Raw genomic sequence first — 19,643 nt, 5'->3', positions numbered from 1 at the left:
TAAAGGATGTAAGGTTCATCAGCATGAACCAAGAGCAACCAAAAAAAAGCAGCTGAACAAGGTTGTCCCCCGCCAGCCACTCTATTGTGTTCTTATCAACCTCTTATACCGGAACCTGCTGCAGCGCAGCCAGCGCAACCGGCTTGTTGATGTAATACCCTTGAATGCCCCAGCAGTTCATCGCTCTTAGCATCTCATACTGGCCCGCATCCTCCACACCTTCCGCGATAACCTTCAACCGCAAGGCACCGGCCATCACAAGCATGGCGGAGAGAACAGACTCATTCATTTCCTGGATAAAAGAGCGATCGATCTTCAGCGTATCAATAGGCAGCAAAGTCAGCATGCTCAGCGACGAGTATCCGGTGCCGAAGTCATCCAGCGCAATGCTGAAGCCAACAGCCGCCAGCCGGCTGAGCGTCTGTTTTACCCCCAGCGAATCGCTGATCACGGTACTCTCCGTCAGCTCCAGCTCGATCGCGTGCGGAGGGACATTTTCCTGCTCGAGTATTTCTATGATCCGATCTACAAAATCCGGCTCGCTAAGCTGCACGCTCGAAATGTTCACGGATACCCGAATGTCTTCTCCGTAGCCCTCCACCAGCTGATGCCAATCCTGGCAGGCTTTGCGGATTACCCAGTAGCCGATCGGCACGATGAGGCCGGTCTGTTCCGTAATCGGAATAAACTCTGCGGGCTGTACCATGCCGACATTGGCCCGATTCCAGCGAAGCAGCGCCTCGGCGCCGACTACGCATTCTTGCTGCGGACTATAGATCAGCTGGTAATGCAGCTCGAATTCCTCCAGTTCAATGGCGCTCGACAGCGCAAGCTCATGGATGAAATTCTCGACGTGGTCGTAACGGGAGGTCGCCTCGTAGACGTGGAAGCTTTTGCGACCGGCCCCTTTGGCCTTATACAGTGCAATATCCGCCTGCTTGAGCAGCGTCTGAATGTCTTCATGCCCCTGCTTCAGCGCAATGCCGATGCTGCAGTTCAGCTTCATTTGCTGGTCGTTAATCCGAAAAGGTGCGCGAAACAGTTCCATAATCGCAAAAGCCATCGACTCCGGCTGCTCTACACGCGTGCCGGCAGCTACGATAAATTCATCGCCGCCAAGTCGAACCAGCTTATAGTCCGACTTAAAGGCGACGCTTAAGCGTTCCGCAACCTCTACAAGCACCGCATCGCCTGCGTCGTGGCCGAACGTATCGTTAATATTCTTGAAATAGTCGAGGTCGAGCAGAAAGAGCGCTTCGGCACTCCCCATTTTTTCCATTAAAAATCGGCGGTTGTAGAGCTTCGTCCGGTCATCGTGGTAGGCATAGTGGAACAGCAGGTTCTCGTAATTCTTGCGTTCGGTAATATCGCGCGTTAAGCAGATGACGTATTCAACCTCGCCGCTCTCCCCGAAAATCGGCGACAGCATCGATTCCCCGCTCATCGTTCCGTTCGGCATTACAACGCCATCTTCATACCGGATGTCCGTCCGCTCCGTCACGACTCTAACGTATTTCTTATATAAATAGTCAGCCATTGCAGGCGTATTGCGTTCGAAGAAGGTCTGCCCTGCATCCGACATTTCAATTCCTGACATCCGTGTAGCCGCTTTGTTGACGTAATAATAGGTCAGCTCCAAGTTCTCGGCTTTCATAATAAACACACCGTCTGCGATCTCATCCAGCATCCGGCCAATTTGCAAATGAAACTCGTGCGGGCTCATATTCCTATTCAACTCCTTGTGCGGTGCCTCTACGATGTAAATGTTTTGTGTATCCCTATATTTCTGCAATTGAGGACGTTTTCCTGCTCTGCTCAATCGCTTAGCCCATGAATATTTAATCCCTTTAATAATGGATTGGCCGCGCCGTGGTTCATGGCACCGCTTCACGCACTCGACAAGGAGGACGAAATATTGCATGCTAGTTACTAAAGTGAAGGATTAGAATGGAGGAATTGTAAGATGGATTTAGGATTTCGCAATCGTACGGTAATCGTAACGGCAGCCAGCAAGGGACTTGGAAAAGCTTCCGCGCTTCGTCTCTCCGAAGAGGGAGCGAACGTGGTCATCTGCGGCAGAAACGCAGATACAATCGAGGCAGCTGCGGTCGGTATTCGCTCAGCTACCGGAGGAGAAGTGCTTGCGGTGCGAGCGGATGTTTCCTCGCCGGCGGATATCGAAGCGCTCATAGCCGCCGCTGTGAAGCGGTTTGGCAGTATCGATGGCCTCGTATGCAATGCAGGCGGACCTCCGGCAGGAACGTTTACCAGCATTACGGATGAGCAGTGGGAGTCCGCCTTCCAGCAGAACGTGATGAGCGTGGTCCGACTGGTTCGGCATACACTGCCGCATTTCCCGGCCGAAGGCGGACGGATCGTGTACGTGTCCTCCACGTCGATCAAGCAGCCGATTCCCGGCTTAGTGCTCAGCAACTCGCTGCGCCTTGGCGTGCAAGGGCTGATCAAGACGCTTGCGGATGAGCTCGCGCCGCGCAATATCCTGATCAACGCGGCGGCGCCCGGCCGATTCGCGACGGATCGCGTCCGTTCGCTGGACGAGTCGCGCGCGTCGGCAGCGGGCCTCACGTATGAGGCGCAGCGCGCACGGAACGAGAGCGAAGTCGGCGTCGGCCGCTATGGCGATCCGGCGGAATTCGCCCGCTACGTCGCGTTCCTCGCATCGCCGGCGAACAGCTATATGACCGGCCAAGCGTTGATGGTGGACGGCGGGTTGGTTCGCGGGCTGTAAGTATAGAAAAGGGACGCCTCGCGAGTTTGATCGCGGGGCGTCCCTTTTGTTTGGCTGCTCATGGATGTTAGTTTGATTGCCGAGAGTGCGAATTTCGAAATCTCCTTGCTTGCCGGGGAGCGGCTTGTGCGGGTTAGCCGCATAGATAAGCGGCATATACGCATAACAAGGTGAATTCACCCGCCGGAGCCTCGCTTACTTCTTATTCCACGTATCCTTCAGCGGCACAATCCGATTAAACACAAGCGTGCCATCCAGGCCGCTAAGTTTCCGATCCACGTTGAAGAACCCATGACGGAAAAATTGGAACTTCGCTTCCGGACCGGCGCCTCGAACCGACGGCTCGATGAGCGCGTCCTTGACGACCGTGAGCGAATCCGGATTAATGGCGTCGGCCCAGCTGCCGTCTTCGCGTGTCGGCGCACTCTCGTCAAGCAGCAGCTTGTCGTACAGATGAACATCTGCCTTTACCGCATGCGCTGCCGATACCCAGTGAATCGTTCCCTTCACCTTGCGTCCGGTGAATCCCGTGCCGCTCTTCGTAAGCGGATCGTACGTGCAGCGAAGCTCCGTAACTTCGCCGCTCGCCGGATCCTTGATCACTTCCTCGCAGCGGATGAAATACGCGCCCTTCAGCCGCACTTCACTTCCCGGACTCAGTCGGTGATACCCTTTGGGCGGCACCTCCATAAAATCATCCCGCTCGATATAGATCGTCCGCGAGAACGGGACCTCCCGCTTGCCCAAAGCCTCATTTTCGCTATTGTTCTCCACCGTCAACAGCTCGGTCTCACCCTCGGGATAATTCGTGATGACCACCTTCAACGGCTGCAACACCGCCATCACGCTCACCATCTTCTCCTTCAGCTCTTGTCTGAGACAATGATCGAGCAAGGAGATATCCACCGTACTCGTCGTACGGATACTGCCAATCTCCTCGATAAACCGGCGGATGCTCTCCGGCGTAAAGCCCCTTCTTCTTAGCCCGCGCAGCGTAGGCAGTCTCGGATCCTCCCAGCCGTCTACATAACCGCCGGTAACAAGCTGCCTCAGGAATCTTTTGCTCGTCACCACGCCTGTTAAGCTTAACCGCCCGAATTCCCTTTGCCGCGGGGGCTCTTGGATATCTAATCCTTCCAAAACCCACTCATACAAAGGCCGGTGGTCCTTGAATTCGATCGAGCACAGGGAGTAGGTGATTCCCTCGATCGCATCTTGAATGGGATGGGCAAAATCATACATCGGATAAATGCACCACTCGTTCCCCGTCCGGTAGTGCTCCGCGTGGATAATCCGGTAAATGACAGGATCGCGCAAATTGAGGTTGGGCGATGCCATGTCGATTTTGGCGCGAAGCACCATGGATGAGGCCGGATAGTCGCCATTACGCATGTTCGCAAAAAGCCCTAAGTTCTCCTCGACAGACCGCCCCCGATACGGACTGTTCCTCCCAGGCTCCGTTAACGTTCCGCGATACTCCCTTGTCTCGTCCGGGCTTAGCTCGCATACGTACGCTTTGCCGCGCTCAATTAACGTGACGGCAGCTTGATAAATTTGTTCCGAGTAATCGGAGCCATAGTAGATGTGCTCGCCCGGATCGTAACCGAGCCAGCGGATGTCCTCCACGATCGCGTTGACGTACTCGATATCCTCCTTAAGCGGATTGGTATCGTCGAAGCGCAGATGGAAGTTGCCGCCGAACTTTTGCGCCATCGTATAATTCGTGTGGATCGCATAAGCGCTCCCGATGTGAAGATAGCCGTTAGGCTCGGGCGGGAACCGCGTGCACATGGCTCTGCCGAAAGGCGCCTGCTCCAATTCTCCGCTAATCAGCTTATATAGAAAATTTTCGTTATGATGTTCCTTCTCGTTTTCCAAGGTCGACGCCTCCTAATGAAGTCATGATGGGACACATTGTTCGATTCGCTGCTTGATGATTGGTTTGGGGCAACCTTTGGTTGCCACAGCATTCATCAACTGAAAAACTAAAAAAACTTCACCCCCAAGACATGTTGTCTTGGGGACGAAGTTTATCGCTCGCGGTGCCACCCCAGCTTCATTAATATGTCGCCATATTAACCTCTTCAAGTACGCCGCCCTGCCTCTATGCATGCAGATGGTTATACCCTAGCTCTGTAACGGGAGCTCCCGTCCTGCCATCCCCGCTCGCGGCGGTTCCGGCATGCTGCTCAGAGGCTTGTTTCGCGAAAATGTTCCTTGCTCCTTCTCAGCTGCCGGAGCTCTCTGTATAAGAACGATTTTTCCCTACTCTTCTCGTCATCGCGTTTGAATATTGGAAAGATGATAACAGAAAATCCTTTTACAGTAAATAGGCGTTTAACTCCAGCTCTAGTTACAGTGTTCCCGAAACAACTTGGCCGCGATACAGCGAAGCAATTCGCGGCGCTCTTCTGGCCACCGCTTCCGCGGAGCAGCTCGCCTGCACAAGTACTGCCGAAGCATCGTCGCCGACAGCCGGCCATACCCGCTGCCCTTGTTCATTAAGCGGCAGCACGCCGCCGGTAATAAATCCAAGCGCACGGGTCAGCGAAAATTCGTCCGACATGTGGTACACCTCAGCCAAGCGGCCCGCTTTCTCCAGGTTGTCGCCATTGCCGAAAGGTGACCAGTGATCCGTGAGACTGTCCGTTCCCAGCTCCACCTTCACCCCTTTGCGATGCAGCATCGGGATCGGCATGACCAGTCCCCCAATCGGTACCGTAGAGGCAACCGAAATTCCCGCTTCCGCAAAACGTTCCGCCAGCTGCTCGGCCTGCGCCGGCGTTCCACTCGCAAAACCAAATGCATGGCTGACCGTAACGCGTCCCTGCCAGCCTGCATCAATCGTCATCTCGGCAAGTCGGTGCATCGTCTCATAGCCTGACGCCCCTTGCTCATGAAGGTGCATGTCCACGCCGGCGCCGGTTTCAACGGCCATATCCATCATCGCATGCAGCGATTGCTCCATGTCTCCATCCACGGAAGTAGGGTCGAGTCCGCCGACATGCGTAGCTCCCTGCTCGATCGCCTGCTTCATCAAGCCGCGCGAGTTCGAACGCAGCAAACCGTGCTGCGGGAATGCGACCAACTCGCAGTCCAGTTTGCCTTCGTAGGCGGCAAGCGCTTGCTGCGCGACTTCCAGCCCTCTAAGCTCGCTGGTCGGCTCGATGTTGACATGACCTCGCATATGCGTCGATCCGAATCCGAGCAGCAGCTCAATGATTTGCTTCGCCCGATCTACCGCAACCGGAAGCAGCTTCGGCAGCAGTATTTTTTCCTCTTCGATGCGGTCGAAAATACTCCGAGCCGGCTTCACCGCCTGCCATGGACCGCCGAAATAGGTTTTATCCAAATGGATGTGCGCATCTCTGAATGCAGGAAGCAGCAGCATTCCTTTCGCATCCCGCTTCGGACGCTGATCCTCTGCAGGGATTTCCTCGAACAAGATCGACTCGATTCGGCCATCCACAACTAACACATGGCCAACCGCCGTCTCTGTGCCGGAGACAATTCCGTTCTCCCGCTGGAATCCTGTCTCAAGCCGTACATTTTGCAGCCAATACGTCGTGACATTCATTTTGCTTTCTCCAATCTGCCCTTTGTTATGTAGATATCCTACTAATTTATCACATTTGAGGAGGTTTCGAATCATTGGGGCAAGTTAAAAAACCTCCAGCCCACTTGTAAAAGTGGTTCTTGGAGGCTGCGGCGCTTATGCGGACTTTGGTGAGGCTCACTTCTTATCCACTTGAAGCTGCGAAATGTTCTTCACCGCGTACGTATCCTTCAACTTCTCTTCGTTTAGTACGTTTAGTTTGATAAGGCTCGCAATCTTGGAGGAATCCGGTCTGGACAGCAGCCGCCACACTTCCGGGTCGCCAAGCGACTCATACAGCTTCGTATCGTCGTATTCCTTTCGTTCCTGATGGACGATTCTCACCCGGTATTTCTCCGTTTCCAGCTCCGAAACGCCTTGGCCCTCGCAATGCTCCAAAATCTCCCCGCGCAGCTCCGTCAGCTCCTGATCAATTTCTTTCTGCTTCTGCTTCAATTGGAAATAGCGTTTAACCTTCTTGTCCACCTCACTCACTCTCCTCTGTTACATACCTATGCAGAGGATGTTCGTAATATTTGGGTGGGAGCGAATTAGGTGATTTCATCCGCATACCGTCTGAGACCCTGTGCAAAAGGCTTTACACTATCAGGACAAAGCTGCAAAATCGCCTGCATCAATGTCCCTATTGCGCCGGCTTTATCACCCGCACTGCACTGCGACAGGGCATAGAAACAGCGTAGGCCGATATGGTCCGGAAGCTCGGCGATCGCACGTGCCAGTATTTGTTTGGCATGTTCTATTCGGCCCACGTTACGTAAGCTTGATCCAAGACAGAGCAGCGCCGTGCATCGTTGTTCCGCGTTCAGTTCATGCCGCAAAGCCTTCTCATAGTAGGGGATGGCCTCGCCTTCTCGATCCATCGCATCGAGGGTTAGCGCCATCTCCAGCATAATAGTCGGATGGTCTGCAGCAGTAGTGGTCAGAGGAACAAGTGCATCATACGCCGCCTGCAAGTTGCCTTCGAGACGGAGATTAGCTGCAGATTGCAGCAAGTTAGGCAGGTTCAATTTGGCACCTCGTCGCTAATTGGTTTTGTGGTGAATGGTGCAAAAACGAATTGCTGCTGCACGTTAGATGCTAAGGCGTCGGAGTTGCTGCGATTGATCTATTTCTACCGTATTCGGGTCGGCTTGTGGGTAGTCGTGGAGTTTAATTTCTTCAAACTAGCCACTCTGAGCTGATTTGGAACGCTGAAAGTCGGAAAAACCGACTTTCAGCTCGTAAACCAACATGAAAGAAGGCCGAGAATCGGGAAATCCATCTCTCAACCTTTCAACTAGCCAACCTGGACCCTTCTGGAACGCTGAAAGTCGGAATAACCGACTTTCAGTTCGTAAAACAACCCGAAAGAAGGCCGAGAGTCGGAATATCCGTCTCTCAGCCTTCTTTCACGCGGGTTCACCACACGTGAGCGAATATGCCATTTTCGGCGAGGCGATGAGCTCTCCCCCCAGCGGCAACGACTCCCCCGCCTGCCGGCGTTTGAGATTAAAGCTCCACCATCGCTTTAATCACTCGCGATTCCGGCTTCAGCCAGCCGTCGAAGTGCTCGATCATCTCGGCCAGCGGCGCGCGATGCGTGATATAACGGCTGACGTCGATTGCTCCCGCGGACAGCGCCTCCAGGACGGTGGCGAAGTCTTCGCGCGTCGCATTGCGGCTGGCCATCAGCGTGAGCTCGCGTTTGTGGAACTCGGGATCGTTGAAGGTGATGTCGGCTTTAACCAGACCGACAAAGACGAGCCTGCCGCCATGAGCCACATAACGGAACGAGTCGCCCATCGACTTCGCATTGCCCGTCGCATCGAAGACGACGCTGGGCAGCTCGCCGCCGCAAGCTTCCAGGATTCGCTGAACCGGCTCATCATGCAGCGCGTTCACAAGCGCATCCGCCCCAGCCCATTGCCCGCAGAAGCTAAGCCGATCGTCGTTCACGTCCATCGCGATGACCCTCGCACCTTTGTGCTTGGCAATGGCCATGACGCCGAGACCGATCGGTCCGCCGCCGATGACCAGCGCCGTCTCGTCCGCGGCAAGACCTGACCTGCGCACGGCATGAGCCCCGATGGCAAACGGCTCCAACACCGCGGTCTGGTCCAGCGTCAGCCCATTCGCTGCCAGCAAACAAGCGACCGGCACCGAGATCCGCTCCCGCATACCGCCATCGCGATGCACGCCAAGCACCGACATCGCGGTGCAGCAATTCGTTTTGCCGCTGCGGCAGGCGATGCAATCCCCACAATGCAAATAGGGGATAATGCTGACTTGGTCACCGACATGCAGTCCTTGCTCGTTAAAACCAACCTCTTCTATAACGCCGGCCAGCTCATGTCCGAGAATGCGGGGATAGGAGAAGAACGGCTGATTTCCTTTGAACGCATGAAGATCCGTCCCGCAGATGCCGATCCGTTTCACGCTGACGATGGCATGCCCTGCCTCCAATACCGGCTCCGGTAAATTTGCCGTCCATTCGAAGCGCTCTACTTCCGCACAGATGATTCCTCTCATAGCTGCCCATTCCCCCTGTCTATCTTCATGTGAGCCGCTCCATCCTCCATCTCGAGAATGAATGCCGTGACCTCTTCCGCCAGTCCCCCGATGGCAGACAGATCGCGGCCCCAAATCCCCTCGCGGCTAAGCAGCAGCGGCACAACCTCCTCAATCGGACGTCCGCCAGACCAGATTTCAGCTATAAGCGCCAAGGATGCCGCATCGTCCCTTACCGAATAGGATGTGCCATCAAGCGTGCGACCTTTGAACTCCCCGCCTTCCCGAACGACTCGGTAATACCGCAGCAGAGCAGCAAGCGACTTCACGATTCGCTGTGGCAGCGCCTCTTCGCGATCCGCATAATATAGCAATGTAGGCAACAGACGAGCTCTAAACTTGCTGAGACTGTTCATGGCAATATCGGCGAGGCGATGGTTAATGTAGGGATTCAGAAAGCGTTCATACACGGTCTCCGCATATGCCTTCAGTTCCTCTTCCGGCATGGCGACCGTCGGCAAGATTTCATCCGCAACCGCTCCCCGAACAAAATCATGAAAAGCCGCGTTCAGCATCACATCTCTGACGAACTGCTCACCATGCAGCAGCGCTAACGGAGTCATCAGTGTATGAGCACCGTTAAGAATGCGCACTTTTCTCAGCTGATACGGACGCAGATCGTCGACCCAGCGCACATTCAGCCCTGCCTGCCGCAGCGGCAGTACCTCGTCCAGCTCCGATTCCGCTTCGATTGCCCAGAAGTGATAAGGTTCTGCCGTGGTCAGCATCGCATCTTCATAGCCCCATTCGGAGAACCAAGCGGCCGCTTGGTCCCCCGCCGGATAGCCCGTTACAATGCGGTCAACAAGCGAGTTGAGGAAACGATTATGCGTCGATACCCATTCCCGAAACGGCTCAGGCAGGGACCAATCCTCGCAATATTGCAGCACGCAGCGCTTCAATTCATCCCCATTGCGTTCAAGCAGCTCACATGGCAGGAAAATAAGCCCGTCGCCTGCACCGCCTAGCGCCAGATATCTGCGGTAGAGCAGCCATGCCATTTTGCCCGGGAACGACTGAATCGGCTCGCCTTCCGCAAGCGGCTCCGGCTTGTAGACGAGTCCGGCCTCCGTTGTGTTCGAAACGACAACACGTAAAGAAGGACTCTCCGCAAGAGTGATAAGCTTCTGCCAGTCGCTGTACGGATCGAACACCGTGGAGAAGACAGAGATGATCTCCTTTTTCTCCACGCGCTCCCCATTTTCCAGCCCCCGCGTCACTAACGTGTAGAGGCCGTCTTGGTTTTGCAGAGTAGCGATTTTCGCCCGACCTGTCGGCCTTGGCTGCGTCAGCGCCACGCTTCCATCGAATAACCCTTTCTCCCGGCAACTATGAATCATCCAATCGAAGAAGCCGCGCAGAAAGTTACCCTCGCCAATTTGCAGCACCGTGACCGGGCTTTGCTTCATATCGTTGTAGGCCTGCCTCTGTGAATCAGATAAGACCTCGTGCCCCAGCTGTTTCCCCATTGATTCAAACCCCTTTGCTTGTGATTGGTCGTCTTAACCTTAATGTAACATCCTTATCAGAGCATAAAAGTGCATATACTTGCAGATTTATACCCTTATTTGATATATCCTTAGATTAGAGAACTACGAAAAAGGAGCGCTCGCATATGAAGCCTATACGCAAACATTTCGATGCCCAGCCTTCATTCCCTTTCGCCTTCACGTTCAAGGATCGGAAGACGCTGCAGCGGGAATTGCCGGATCATTTGCATGATTGGTTTGAGCTTGTCTACGTGTATAGCGGCGAGGGGACTTTCTTTATAGACCGAACTATTTACGACATGAATAAAGGCGATCTCTTCATTATTCCGGGGAACACCATCCACCGCGCATTTCCGGACAAAGAGGATCCCGTTACGTCTACCGCTCTGTTTTTTCATCCTATGCTTCTGGATCGCATATCGCTGGGCGAATCGTTTTCTTATATGGCGTGCTTCGAGCAAAGCCGCATGAGTCATAGATTCAAAATGGAATGTTCATCGGTACTTCAACAATCGATTGAACGTGCGCTTGATGAGGTTGAATCGGAGCTGCGGGCAGCGCAAGCGGGCTATCGCCATGCCATTGTGCTGCATGTAGAGCAGCTGCTGCTGGCGGTCAATCGGGAGATAGGCGGCGAGAGGAAGCGAAAGGCCGGCTCTGCCTTTATCGGTCCGAGCTGGATGAAGGATAGTTTACTGTATATCGACCAGCATTTTACGGAGGCGATTAGTCTCAGCAAACTCAGTCAGATGGCTTCCGTCAGCCCTGCTCATTTCAGCCGGGTATTCAAACAGAGCACGGGGATGAACGTCACCGCGTTTATTACGGTTAAGCGGATTGTGAAGGCAAAGGAGCTGCTGATCGAAAAAGATGATACGATTGCAGTCCTTGCAGAAGCATGCGGCTTCGAGAGCATGCCTTATTTTCACCGCGTTTTTAAGCAGATCGTGGGCATGACGCCGTCGGCTTATCGACATCGCAGCTAAAAAAAACCGCCGGCAGAAGGCATTTCCTCCTCCCGCGCGGCGGCTTCGAAACTTATCCGGTAATGGAGTAGCTTCCGTCTATATGCGTGTTGAATCGGTAGAAACCTCCGTCTGTCTGTTCGGCAGCGATCAGGTTTCCTTCCGCATCTTGGATTGTAATTGGTGAAGCTGAACGTATCGTACAGCTTCCGCCGACATGCGATTTTACGCTTGCCTTATGCAGCTTGCCTTCCACCCACGTGATGCCGACTTCGAACCCTCCGCGAGCACGCAAGCCTTTCACGGACCCATTGCGCCAAGCTTCCGGCAGCGACGGCAGCAGCCATACATAATTCTGATGGGATTGCAGCAGCAATTCCGCAATGCCTGCCGTCGCGGCAAAATTGCCATCGATCTGGAATGGTGGATGAGCGTCGAATAAGTTGGCGTACACGCCGCCGCGGTGATAGTTTTCTTTGGCATACTCATCGACCAGTTGAAGCAGATTGTTCACCAGAGCGAGTGCCCGATTGCCATCTCCAAAACGCGCCCACAGGCCGGTTTTCCATCCCAAACTCCAACCGGTTCCTTCATCTCCGCGACGCTCCAGCGAGCGGCGAGCAGCGGCGAACAACTCCGGTGTACCCGCTTCCGTCAGCTGACGGCCGGGATAGACGCCGAATAAATGCGAGACATGACGATGGAATTGATCCTCATCCTCGAAGTCCTTGTACCATTCTTGAAGCTGGCCATACTTGCCAATCTGCAAAGGGAACAGACGCTCTTTGGCCGCTGCCAGCTCCGCTCTCCATTCCGCATCTACCTCGAGCTCCTCGGAAGCTTCAATGCAGTTCGTGAACAAGTCCCATATAATCGATAGGTCCATCGTGGAGGCTACGCTGACGCCGGAAAATCCGTCCGTTGTAACGAATTTATGCTCCGGTGACGTGGACGGTGAAGTAATGAGTTTTCCTTGGCCGTCGTCAATAAGCCAATCCAGGCAGAACATCGCCGATTCTTTCAAAATCGGATACGCCCTATCTCTCAGATAAGCTTTATCTCTGTTGAATGCGTAGTGCTCCCACAAATGCTGGGCCATCCAAGGTCCGCCCATCGGCCACAATGCCCATGCGGCATCGCCTTCGCCAAAATCGCCGACCGGCGCCGTATGTCCCCAAATATCCGTGTTATGATGAGCCGTCCAGCCGCGCGCACCGTAATGAACGCTTGCCGTCACTCGGCCGCTCTTCGAGATCTTCTCGATCAAATCGATCATAGGCTCGTGACACTCCGCGAGCGCGCAGGTTTCTGCCGGCCAATAGTTCATCTGCGTATTAATATTGATCGTATAATTGCTGCTCCACGGCGGTCTTGTTTCTTGATTCCAAATGCCTTGCAGATTCGTCGCTTGCGTTCCCGGCCGTGAAGAGGCAATCATCAGATATCGGCCGAAATCGAACAGCAGCTTCACTAATCCGGGGTCGCTCGCCCCGTTTTGCTTAATTCGCTGATCTGTTGGCAGTTGCTCAGCCTGCTCCGATGCGGCGCCCAGATCCAGCTCGACGCGATTGAACAATGCATGATAATCCGAGATATGCCGCGCTCGAAGCTCCTCGTACGGACGGCTTAGCGCCGCATGAACATGCTGCGAAGTCCGTGCTGCAGGCTGCTCGTCTTTCGTCGCGAAATCCGTCGCCGCATCGAATACCAAGACAACCGATGTCGCGCCGCTTACGCGCAGTCCATCAGAGCTTGCTTCCACGGTACCGCCATCCGCGGATGCCGCCAGCCTTCCGTTGAAACGAATAGCTTTGGACGTCGACTCATCGCCGTAACGGATCGGATTATCCGAGGACTGATAGCTTGGCGCCACATGCTCGGGGGCTATGCCGCTCAATACCAGATCAGATGCTCCGTCTTGTTGTATGCGATGACGAAGCGGACTGCTCAGCTTGGCGTGGAAAGAGATTTTGCCAGGCTCGCTGGCTGTCAGTTTGATCACGATCACTTGATCCGGATGGGAGGCAAAATACTCCCTCGTATAGGTCACGTTGCCGATCCTATAGTTCACCGTCGAGATCGCATCATCGATGCGGAGCTCGCGCTGATAGTCGTTCGTATTGTTGCCGTGCTCGAACAGCAGATGCAGATGGCCAAGCGGCAAATACGATTGCGTGTAAGCCCCCATCATTCGTTTGCACAGCTGATCCGCTTCCATATACTTCTCTTGCGCAAGCAATCGGCGAACTTCCGGCAGGGCAGCAAGCGCCTCCGGATTGTTCCAGTTCAAGTTCGGCCCCGACCAAAGCGTGTCTTCATTAAGCTGCAGCTGCTCGTTTTCCACACTGCCATAAATCATGGCCCCCAATCGGCCATTCCCAATTGGCAGCGCTTCCGTCCAAACTCGTGCAGGTCCCCGATAATGCAATTTCAATTCCTTTCCCTCCCAATCAGTCCTTGATGTTGTCCTATTCACACAGTATCAAACTTCCGGACGTATGTGTTGAATTTTTTCAACTAAATCCATCGAACTTCCTCCGATGTGTTGCCCTGAGAGCTACTCTTCCACTTAAATCCACCCTACTTCCATGTAGATCCCCAGGTGAGCTACATTCTCTCCATGCGCCGCATTTCGGACGATGTAGATCTCTAGGTGAGCTACTTTCACGATTTTCGCCGAACGCCAGCCAATGTAGACCCGTAGGCGAGCTACTCGGAATCCCATTCCCCCCTCACTCCCTCCTTCCACCAACTTATTGCCCCGGGAGCTACCCTACTTGCTGTCTCTCCTACCAACACAACTAAAAAAAGGCCACCTCAAAAGTCGCCATGCGCACTTTTGAGACAGCCCCGCCACTTAAACCAAATCAAACACCGAATCCACATCCACATAGTGCACCGGCACAGCTGCAAAGGATCGACTAAGCCGATCGGCCAGCAGCTTCATGCCCGGCCGTTCGCTCTCGAGATGGCCGAGGACGAGGAGCGACTTTGCCGCTCCGAAGTGAATGGCGTCCCTCACGTACTCCGGCGTTTCCCACTCCGGTCCTTCGCCGTACAGGATCAGATCGAGCTTGTTCCGCTCATAGAGCGGGATCGCCAACGCTCCGCCTCCCCTGTAACCGGCGAGTAATCCAACGCGCTGGCACTGAGCAGACAGATTGCCCACCGCACGGAGCGATCCTATTCCGAGCCGCGTCTTCACATGTGCCGCAATTTCGAGGCCGGTACAGGAAGGAAGCTCCACGATTGAAGCTGCGGGGAGATGCTCCACGACGAACGCCTCCCATCCCAGCTCTTGAAGCAATCCTTCCATAATGCCATCGGGCTGCTGCCGATGCAAGCCGTCATGGAAGCGATAAACAGCAAGACCGCGCTCGGCAATATATTGTTTTTTCGCCGCATGCACCGGCCCCATAAGCCCCTTATCTCTATCCCCATCATGATGATGGCTATAGAAGATCCCTTCATGCGAAATCACTAAATTCGCGCCAAGCGAAACGGCCTGCTCCAACACCTGCTGCGATGCGATAAAGGTAACGACGATTCCGCTGACTGCCAGCCCGGCATCGCCGAAGAGCAGTTGATCCGCACGACAACCAGCCGCCCCACCCGGCACCTTCGACGCCAGTGCATCAAGTACATCCTGAACGATGAGCGTCATCCCGTCCTCCTCCTCCTACACCTACACGCCTGAGTACGCCATAAATCCGCCATCCACGGGAATTGTGACCCCGGTGACGAATCCGGAGACGGTATCGTCCGCCAGCCATACAAGCGCACCAAGCAAATCCTCCGGCCTCCCGAATCTCCGCATCGGCGTGTGGGTAATGATTTTGTGTGAGCGTTCTGTCAGCGAACCATCCTCATGGGTTAACAGCTTTCGATTCTGCTCCGTCAGGAAGAAACCCGGCGCAATCGCATTGACCCGAATGCCCGCTTCCGCCATGTGCACCGCGAGCCACTGCGTGAAGTTATCGATCGCAGCCTTCGCCGCGCTGTAAGCAGGCACTTTGGTCATCGGACTGGGCGCACTCATCGAAGATATATTGATAATCGCCGCTCCCTCGACATGAAGCATTTGTTTCGTAAAAGCCTGCGTCGGCAGCAGCGTGCCTTTAAAGTTCAAATCGAACACATACCCGAAGCCCTTCTCCGTTAAATCGAAAAAAGTACGAATACCCTCGGCTCCTACATCCTCTGCCCTAAAAATCTCGTTGCTCGTGCTGCCCTCCGGATGATTGCCTCCTGCACCGTTAATGAGCAGATGGCACAAACCCAGCTGCTCCCTGACTACACCGGCTGCCGTATCCACACTGGCAGCATCGAGCACGTTGCAAACAACAGCTATCGCCTCGTACCCTTCCTCGCGAATCTCCTCTGCCACTTTACGGCCCGATTCCTCCGTTCGGTTAAGGATAGCCACCTTCATTCCCTGCCGCGCCAACTCCTTGGCCATCGCGGAACACAAGACGCCGCTGCCACCTGTCACCACAGCTACCTTACCCTGCAAATGCTCGTGTTTAGGTATACTTATGCTCACTTTGCCACCTCGCCTGCGCGCATGGAATCCCAAACGCCCCACAAATACATAATGCCTAACGCCCGATCGTACAGCCCATAACCCGGCCGACATTGTTCGTCCCAGATATGACGCCCGTGATCCGGACGAGCGTAGCCAGTAAATCCTGTTTCGTGATAGGCTCGCACGATGCCCGCAATATCAACCGTACCATCTGCTGTCCGGTGCGAAGTTTCAATGAAATCCCCGTTGTCGTAGACGCGCACATTCCGGATATGCGCGAATGGAATACGGCCCTTAAACTCATGCACCATCGCCACAATATCATTGTCCGGATTAGCACCAAGCGATCCGCTGCACAGCGTCACGCCATTACAAGGGCTGTCGACAAGTTGAAGCAGCCTGCGGATGCTCTCTTGACTGTTCATAATGCGCGGCAATCCAAAGATCGGCCAAGGCGGATCATCGGGATGAATGGCCATTTGGATGCCATGACGCTCCGCGGTCGGGATGATTTGCTCCAGAAAATACTGCAGATTACGCCACAGATCTTCAGCCGACACCTGCTTGTACTGCTCAAATAACGGCGCCAGCAGCTTCAGCCGCTCCGGCTCCCAGCCCGGCATCGTGAAATCCAGTTCATTGGCTATCCGATTCACAAGCTCGCCGGGATCCATGCTGTCGACCTTAGCCTTCTCATAGAAAAGCGCCGTCGAGCCGTCCTCCAGCTCCTTGAACAGCTCCGTCCGCACCCAATCGAACACGGGCATAAAGTTGTAGCAGATCGTTTTGACGCCAACTGTGGCCAGCTTCTCAATCGTCTTCTTATAATTAGCAATATAGGAATCCCTGGAAGGCAGCCCCAGCTTGATATCTTCATGGACATTGACGCTTTCGACAACCTCCGAATGCAGGCCATAAGCATCGGCTTGCTCCTTGTAGGCGAGGATCTTATCCATCGGCCACTCTTCACCGGCAGGCACATCATGCAGCGCCCAGACGATCCCTTCGACACCCGGAATTTGCTTAATCTGCTTCAAAGTAACCGTATCATTGCCGGTCCCATACCAGCGAAACACCATTTTCATTCCTGATCCCTCCCCTTCTCTTCAGTGATTTATTATTTAAGCCTTTACTTAAATAGCGGCACATCCCGCTTCCCTCCCCTTCTCTTCAGAGGCTTATTATTTAAGTCTTTACTTAAATAAAGCTGCGAAAATGAGATAGGATTCGTGCCGGAGAGACAATGTGCCATTGAGTCTACTTACCGAATGCACATCCCGCTTCCCTCCCCTTCTCTTCAGAGGTTTACTATTTAAGTCTTTACTTAAATAATAAGCTGCGAAAATGAGATAGGATTCGTGCCGGAGAGACAATGTGCCATTGAGTCTACTTACCGAATGCACATCCCGCTTCCCTTCTCCTCTCTTCTCTTCAAAAGTTTATCTATTATTTTTGAGGAAGCGCAGCGCAAAAGGGTGAAAGGGATTGTGCCGGAGAGTTTACGTGCCGCCTTTGATAGTGTGTTGTTACCTACTAGTCTAATCCTAGAGAACACACAATCAACAGCGGCCGCAGGCACATCCCTGATCCCTGCAGCTCCAGCGCTTCTACCAAAAACTAGTAGATCAACCGGCCCCGCTCATCGGCTATCCCCGACTTGCGATAAAAATACGTATTAATGCAATCCCGCCACTCTTCCGCATGCTCCGCCTGGTGAGTGAGGCGATCAAGCACTTGCTCGTGCCGTTCACTCCCAACCAGCAAGGCCAGCAAATTCCACTGCTCTACCAATTGAGCCGCGCGCTCCGCACCTTCGAAATGCGTGTCGTAAATATGCTGAATGACCGTCTTGCCGCTCTTAAGCCGGTGGGTATAAGGGACATGATGGAAGAACAGCAGAAGCTCATCCGGGCATAACGCCAGCGATTCGTACCGCTCCGCCACCGGAGAATGATATTGTCCCGCGTAACCGGTTCCGCTTCGCACGGTACGATCAACGCCCATCCCATGGCAATCCGCATAATGGTACGTACCCCATTTGGAATATTCATAGCCGTCCACATTAGGTCCATAATGATGATTCGGATTCACCATCCAGCCTACGCCAAGCGGAGCCGTATAGTCTTCGTAAATGCGGTACGAACTTAGCAGCATGCCAAGCAAGACGCGCTCCACCGCCGAATCCAACCCGAACGTCATCCCAATCCATTCCCGTGCAATCTGCTCCGCGCTTAAGCTCGGATTCCATGCCAACCGCGCATAACCATACCAGTTCGCCTGCGCCAAAATATGCCCGGTCCAGCTCGCGTCGTCCCCGATATTCGCAACTGCCGCTACGCCGCCGCGCGCTCTGCCAAACAGCCGCCCGCTAGCTACTTCGGCAATGGTCGAACCTTCTCCTTGAGCATAAGTATCAAACTCCAAAACTTCTTTCCACTGCGGCACCAAGAAACACAAATGCTTTTGCTGGCCGGTATACTCCTGCGTAATTTGCAGCTCAAGCAGCTGGTTCGTTTCCTTCAACCCGCCGAACAACGGCGAAACCGGCTCGCGCACTTGAAAATCCATCGGTCCGTTCTTAATTTGCAGCATGACATTATCCCGGAACGTTCCGTCCAGCGGCATAAAGTGGTCATACGCCGCACGAGCACGATCCGTAGTACGATCTCGCCAATTCTGCAGACAATTGTAGACAAAACAACGCCATATCACTTCGCCGCCGAATGGTGCCAGCGCATCTGCCAGCATGTTCGCGCCATCTGCGTGATTTCGTCCATACGTAAACGGCCCCGATCTGAATTCGGAATCGGCCTTCACCACAAAACCGCCGAAATCCGGGATGTAGCGATAAATGTTCTTCGCCGCTCCATGCCACCATTCCGCTACTTCCGTCGCAAGCGGATCCGCCGTGGCCAGTCCGCCAAGCTCCATCGGACTCGCATAATTAACGCTTAAGTAGAGGCGAATGCCATACTCACGGAAGATAGCCGCCGTCTTCGCGACATCCGGCAGAAACTCGTCGGTAATAAGCTTCGATTCTTGGCTGTGCACATTAACGTTATTAATCGTAAGCGCATTAATGCCTCCGGATGCCAGCAGCCGTGCATAGTCCCGCACACGCTCTTGATCCTCAATAAAGCGACCCTCATGGAAGAAAATACTTCTCCCCGCATATCCGCGCTCAATCGATCCGTCCATATTGTCCCAATGGTTGATCATGCGCAGACCATTGCTCGGCAGCTCGCGAATGGCGAGCTGCTCGATGCTCGCCCCGGTTTGCAGCAGCCGGATAAAATGGAACACTGCGTAAAGCACACCTTTATCCGCATCAGCCGACAGATAGATCCGATCATCATCGGACGCGTGAATAACATAACTTTCCTCGCCAAGCTCATCGAAATGATAGAGACTTGCCAGCGGGTTCAGCAGCTGCGAGCTGCCGATTGTACCGACGACGATGACCGGGAAGCTCAGTTCAGCACCGGCATCTTCCTCCACCTCTAAAGGCGCTTCACCAAGCATCACACCAAGCGCGAGGTTCAACTCTCTGCGTGCCGCTTGCAGCAGAGGCGAATCTCCTATTACCACCAGCTGCGAGCAGCGCTTCCTATATGCACTTCGTAATGGTTCATTAGGGATAGGCTGATAATCAAGCCAGCATGCATAGCCGCTCTCTGTTCTCATATTCATAGCTGCGATAACCTGCCTCTCATTCGTAAATTGAAAAGGGCCCCCTGTAACAGGAGCCCCT

The 19,643-nt window shown here is 54.1% G+C and carries 15 protein-coding genes and 1 other annotated feature; of the genes, 2 read left to right on the top strand and 13 right to left on the bottom strand.

The window, feature by feature from the left end:
• Positions 1-103: 103 nt before the first annotated feature.
• Entirely contained in the window at positions 104-1,723 is a 1,620-nt protein-coding gene (locus BM412_RS21880; protein ID WP_177246004.1) for a GGDEF domain-containing phosphodiesterase, read from the bottom strand.
• A 240-nt stretch (positions 1,724-1,963) separates the two neighbouring features.
• On the opposite strand from BM412_RS21880, the gene BM412_RS21875 reads away from it, so the two are divergent.
• Positions 1,964-2,749: an SDR family oxidoreductase gene (locus BM412_RS21875; RefSeq protein ID WP_091223242.1), complete on the top strand. Its 786-nt coding sequence runs from the start codon at positions 1,964-1,966 to the stop codon at positions 2,747-2,749.
• 195 nt (positions 2,750-2,944) lie between these two features.
• Here BM412_RS21875 and BM412_RS21870 read toward each other — a convergent pair whose 3' ends face one another.
• The 6 genes from BM412_RS21870 to BM412_RS21845 form a co-directional block, all read right to left on the bottom strand.
• Positions 2,945-4,627 (bottom strand): glutamine--tRNA ligase/YqeY domain fusion protein, encoded by a 1,683-nt coding sequence (locus tag BM412_RS21870; RefSeq protein WP_091223240.1) that lies wholly within the window; start codon positions 4,625-4,627, stop codon positions 2,945-2,947.
• 138 nt (positions 4,628-4,765) lie between these two features.
• Positions 4,766-5,039 (bottom strand) — a binding site (T-box leader).
• Between the two features lie 63 nt (positions 5,040-5,102).
• On the bottom strand, positions 5,103-6,326 hold the full coding sequence (locus tag BM412_RS21865; RefSeq protein WP_091223238.1) for an amidohydrolase family protein: 1,224 nt from the start codon (positions 6,324-6,326) through the stop codon (positions 5,103-5,105).
• A gap of 156 nt (positions 6,327-6,482) precedes the next feature.
• The gene (locus tag BM412_RS21860; protein ID WP_091223236.1) at positions 6,483-6,830 is read right to left on the bottom strand and encodes a hypothetical protein; all 348 of its coding nucleotides are present in this window, start codon (positions 6,828-6,830) and stop codon (positions 6,483-6,485) included.
• Positions 6,831-6,895: 65 nt separating this feature from the next.
• The gene (locus BM412_RS21855; protein ID WP_091223234.1) at positions 6,896-7,372 is read right to left on the bottom strand and encodes a tetratricopeptide repeat protein; all 477 of its coding nucleotides are present in this window, start codon (positions 7,370-7,372) and stop codon (positions 6,896-6,898) included.
• Between the two features lie 481 nt (positions 7,373-7,853).
• Complete coding sequence (locus BM412_RS21850) at positions 7,854-8,873, bottom strand: zinc-binding alcohol dehydrogenase family protein (RefSeq protein ID WP_091223232.1); 1,020 nt, start codon at positions 8,871-8,873, stop codon at positions 7,854-7,856.
• Positions 8,870-10,381, bottom strand: coding sequence for a tagaturonate reductase (locus tag BM412_RS21845; RefSeq protein WP_091223230.1), 1,512 nt, complete (start codon positions 10,379-10,381; stop codon positions 8,870-8,872). Before BM412_RS21845 ends, BM412_RS21850 begins: the two co-directional genes overlap by 4 nt.
• A gap of 146 nt (positions 10,382-10,527) precedes the next feature.
• Here BM412_RS21845 and BM412_RS21840 point away from each other — a divergent pair, with 146 nt between their 5' ends.
• A complete protein-coding gene (locus tag BM412_RS21840) occupies positions 10,528-11,388 on the top strand; it encodes an AraC family transcriptional regulator (protein WP_091223228.1) in 861 nt (286 codons plus the stop codon).
• Positions 11,389-11,440: 52 nt separating this feature from the next.
• Here BM412_RS21840 and BM412_RS21835 read toward each other — a convergent pair whose 3' ends face one another.
• The 6 genes from BM412_RS21835 to BM412_RS21815 all read right to left on the bottom strand — a co-directional run bounded on the left by BM412_RS21835 (position 11,441) and on the right by BM412_RS21815 (position 19,582).
• The gene (locus tag BM412_RS21835; protein WP_091223226.1) at positions 11,441-13,801 is read right to left on the bottom strand and encodes a glycoside hydrolase family 95 protein; all 2,361 of its coding nucleotides are present in this window, start codon (positions 13,799-13,801) and stop codon (positions 11,441-11,443) included.
• Positions 13,802-13,936: 135 nt separating this feature from the next.
• Positions 13,937-14,092: a hypothetical protein gene (locus tag BM412_RS32190; RefSeq protein ID WP_177246003.1), complete on the bottom strand. Its 156-nt coding sequence runs from the start codon at positions 14,090-14,092 to the stop codon at positions 13,937-13,939.
• A 132-nt stretch (positions 14,093-14,224) separates the two neighbouring features.
• Positions 14,225-15,031, bottom strand: coding sequence for a Nif3-like dinuclear metal center hexameric protein (locus tag BM412_RS21830; RefSeq protein ID WP_091223224.1), 807 nt, complete (start codon positions 15,029-15,031; stop codon positions 14,225-14,227).
• Positions 15,032-15,052: 21 nt separating this feature from the next.
• Positions 15,053-15,910 carry an SDR family oxidoreductase gene (locus tag BM412_RS21825; RefSeq protein ID WP_256256514.1) on the bottom strand — a complete coding sequence of 286 codons (858 nt, stop codon included), beginning with the start codon at positions 15,908-15,910 and terminating at the stop codon, positions 15,053-15,055.
• Entirely contained in the window at positions 15,907-16,977 is a 1,071-nt protein-coding gene (gene uxuA / locus BM412_RS21820; RefSeq protein ID WP_091223222.1) for a mannonate dehydratase, read from the bottom strand. The genes BM412_RS21825 and uxuA overlap by 4 nt, the downstream gene beginning before the upstream one ends.
• Positions 16,978-17,509: 532 nt before the next feature.
• A complete protein-coding gene (locus BM412_RS21815) occupies positions 17,510-19,582 on the bottom strand; it encodes an alpha-glucuronidase family glycosyl hydrolase (RefSeq protein WP_091223220.1) in 2,073 nt (690 codons plus the stop codon).
• Positions 19,583-19,643: the final 61 nt, after the last annotated feature.

The organism is Paenibacillus sp. BC26, from assembly GCF_900116125.1.
Taxonomy (GTDB): domain Bacteria; phylum Bacillota; class Bacilli; order Paenibacillales; family Paenibacillaceae; genus Paenibacillus_Z; species Paenibacillus_Z lignilyticus.
This window is presented reverse-complemented; position numbering and strand designations above follow the sequence as displayed.

Excerpts from the sequence above, each read along its gene's own strand:
- BM412_RS21880 (WP_177246004.1), bottom strand. The coding sequence starts at position 1,723 with ATGAGCCCGCACGAGTTTCATTTGCAAATTGGCCGGATGCTGGATGAG.
- BM412_RS21875 (WP_091223242.1), top strand. The coding sequence starts at position 1,964 with ATGGATTTAGGATTTCGCAATCGTACGGTAATCGTAACGGCAGCCAGC.
- BM412_RS21865 (WP_091223238.1), bottom strand. The coding sequence starts at position 6,326 with ATGAATGTCACGACGTATTGGCTGCAAAATGTACGGCTTGAGACAGGA.
- BM412_RS21850 (WP_091223232.1), bottom strand. The coding sequence starts at position 8,873 with ATGAGAGGAATCATCTGTGCGGAAGTAGAGCGCTTCGAATGGACGGCA.
- BM412_RS21845 (WP_091223230.1), bottom strand. The coding sequence starts at position 10,381 with ATGGGGAAACAGCTGGGGCACGAGGTCTTATCTGATTCACAGAGGCAG.
- BM412_RS21840 (WP_091223228.1), top strand. The coding sequence starts at position 10,528 with ATGAAGCCTATACGCAAACATTTCGATGCCCAGCCTTCATTCCCTTTC.
- BM412_RS32190 (WP_177246003.1), bottom strand. The coding sequence starts at position 14,092 with ATGGGATTCCGAGTAGCTCGCCTACGGGTCTACATTGGCTGGCGTTCG.
- BM412_RS21830 (WP_091223224.1), bottom strand. The coding sequence starts at position 15,031 with ATGACGCTCATCGTTCAGGATGTACTTGATGCACTGGCGTCGAAGGTG.
- uxuA (WP_091223222.1), bottom strand. The coding sequence starts at position 16,977 with ATGAAAATGGTGTTTCGCTGGTATGGGACCGGCAATGATACGGTTACT.
- BM412_RS21815 (WP_091223220.1), bottom strand. The coding sequence starts at position 19,582 with ATGAATATGAGAACAGAGAGCGGCTATGCATGCTGGCTTGATTATCAG.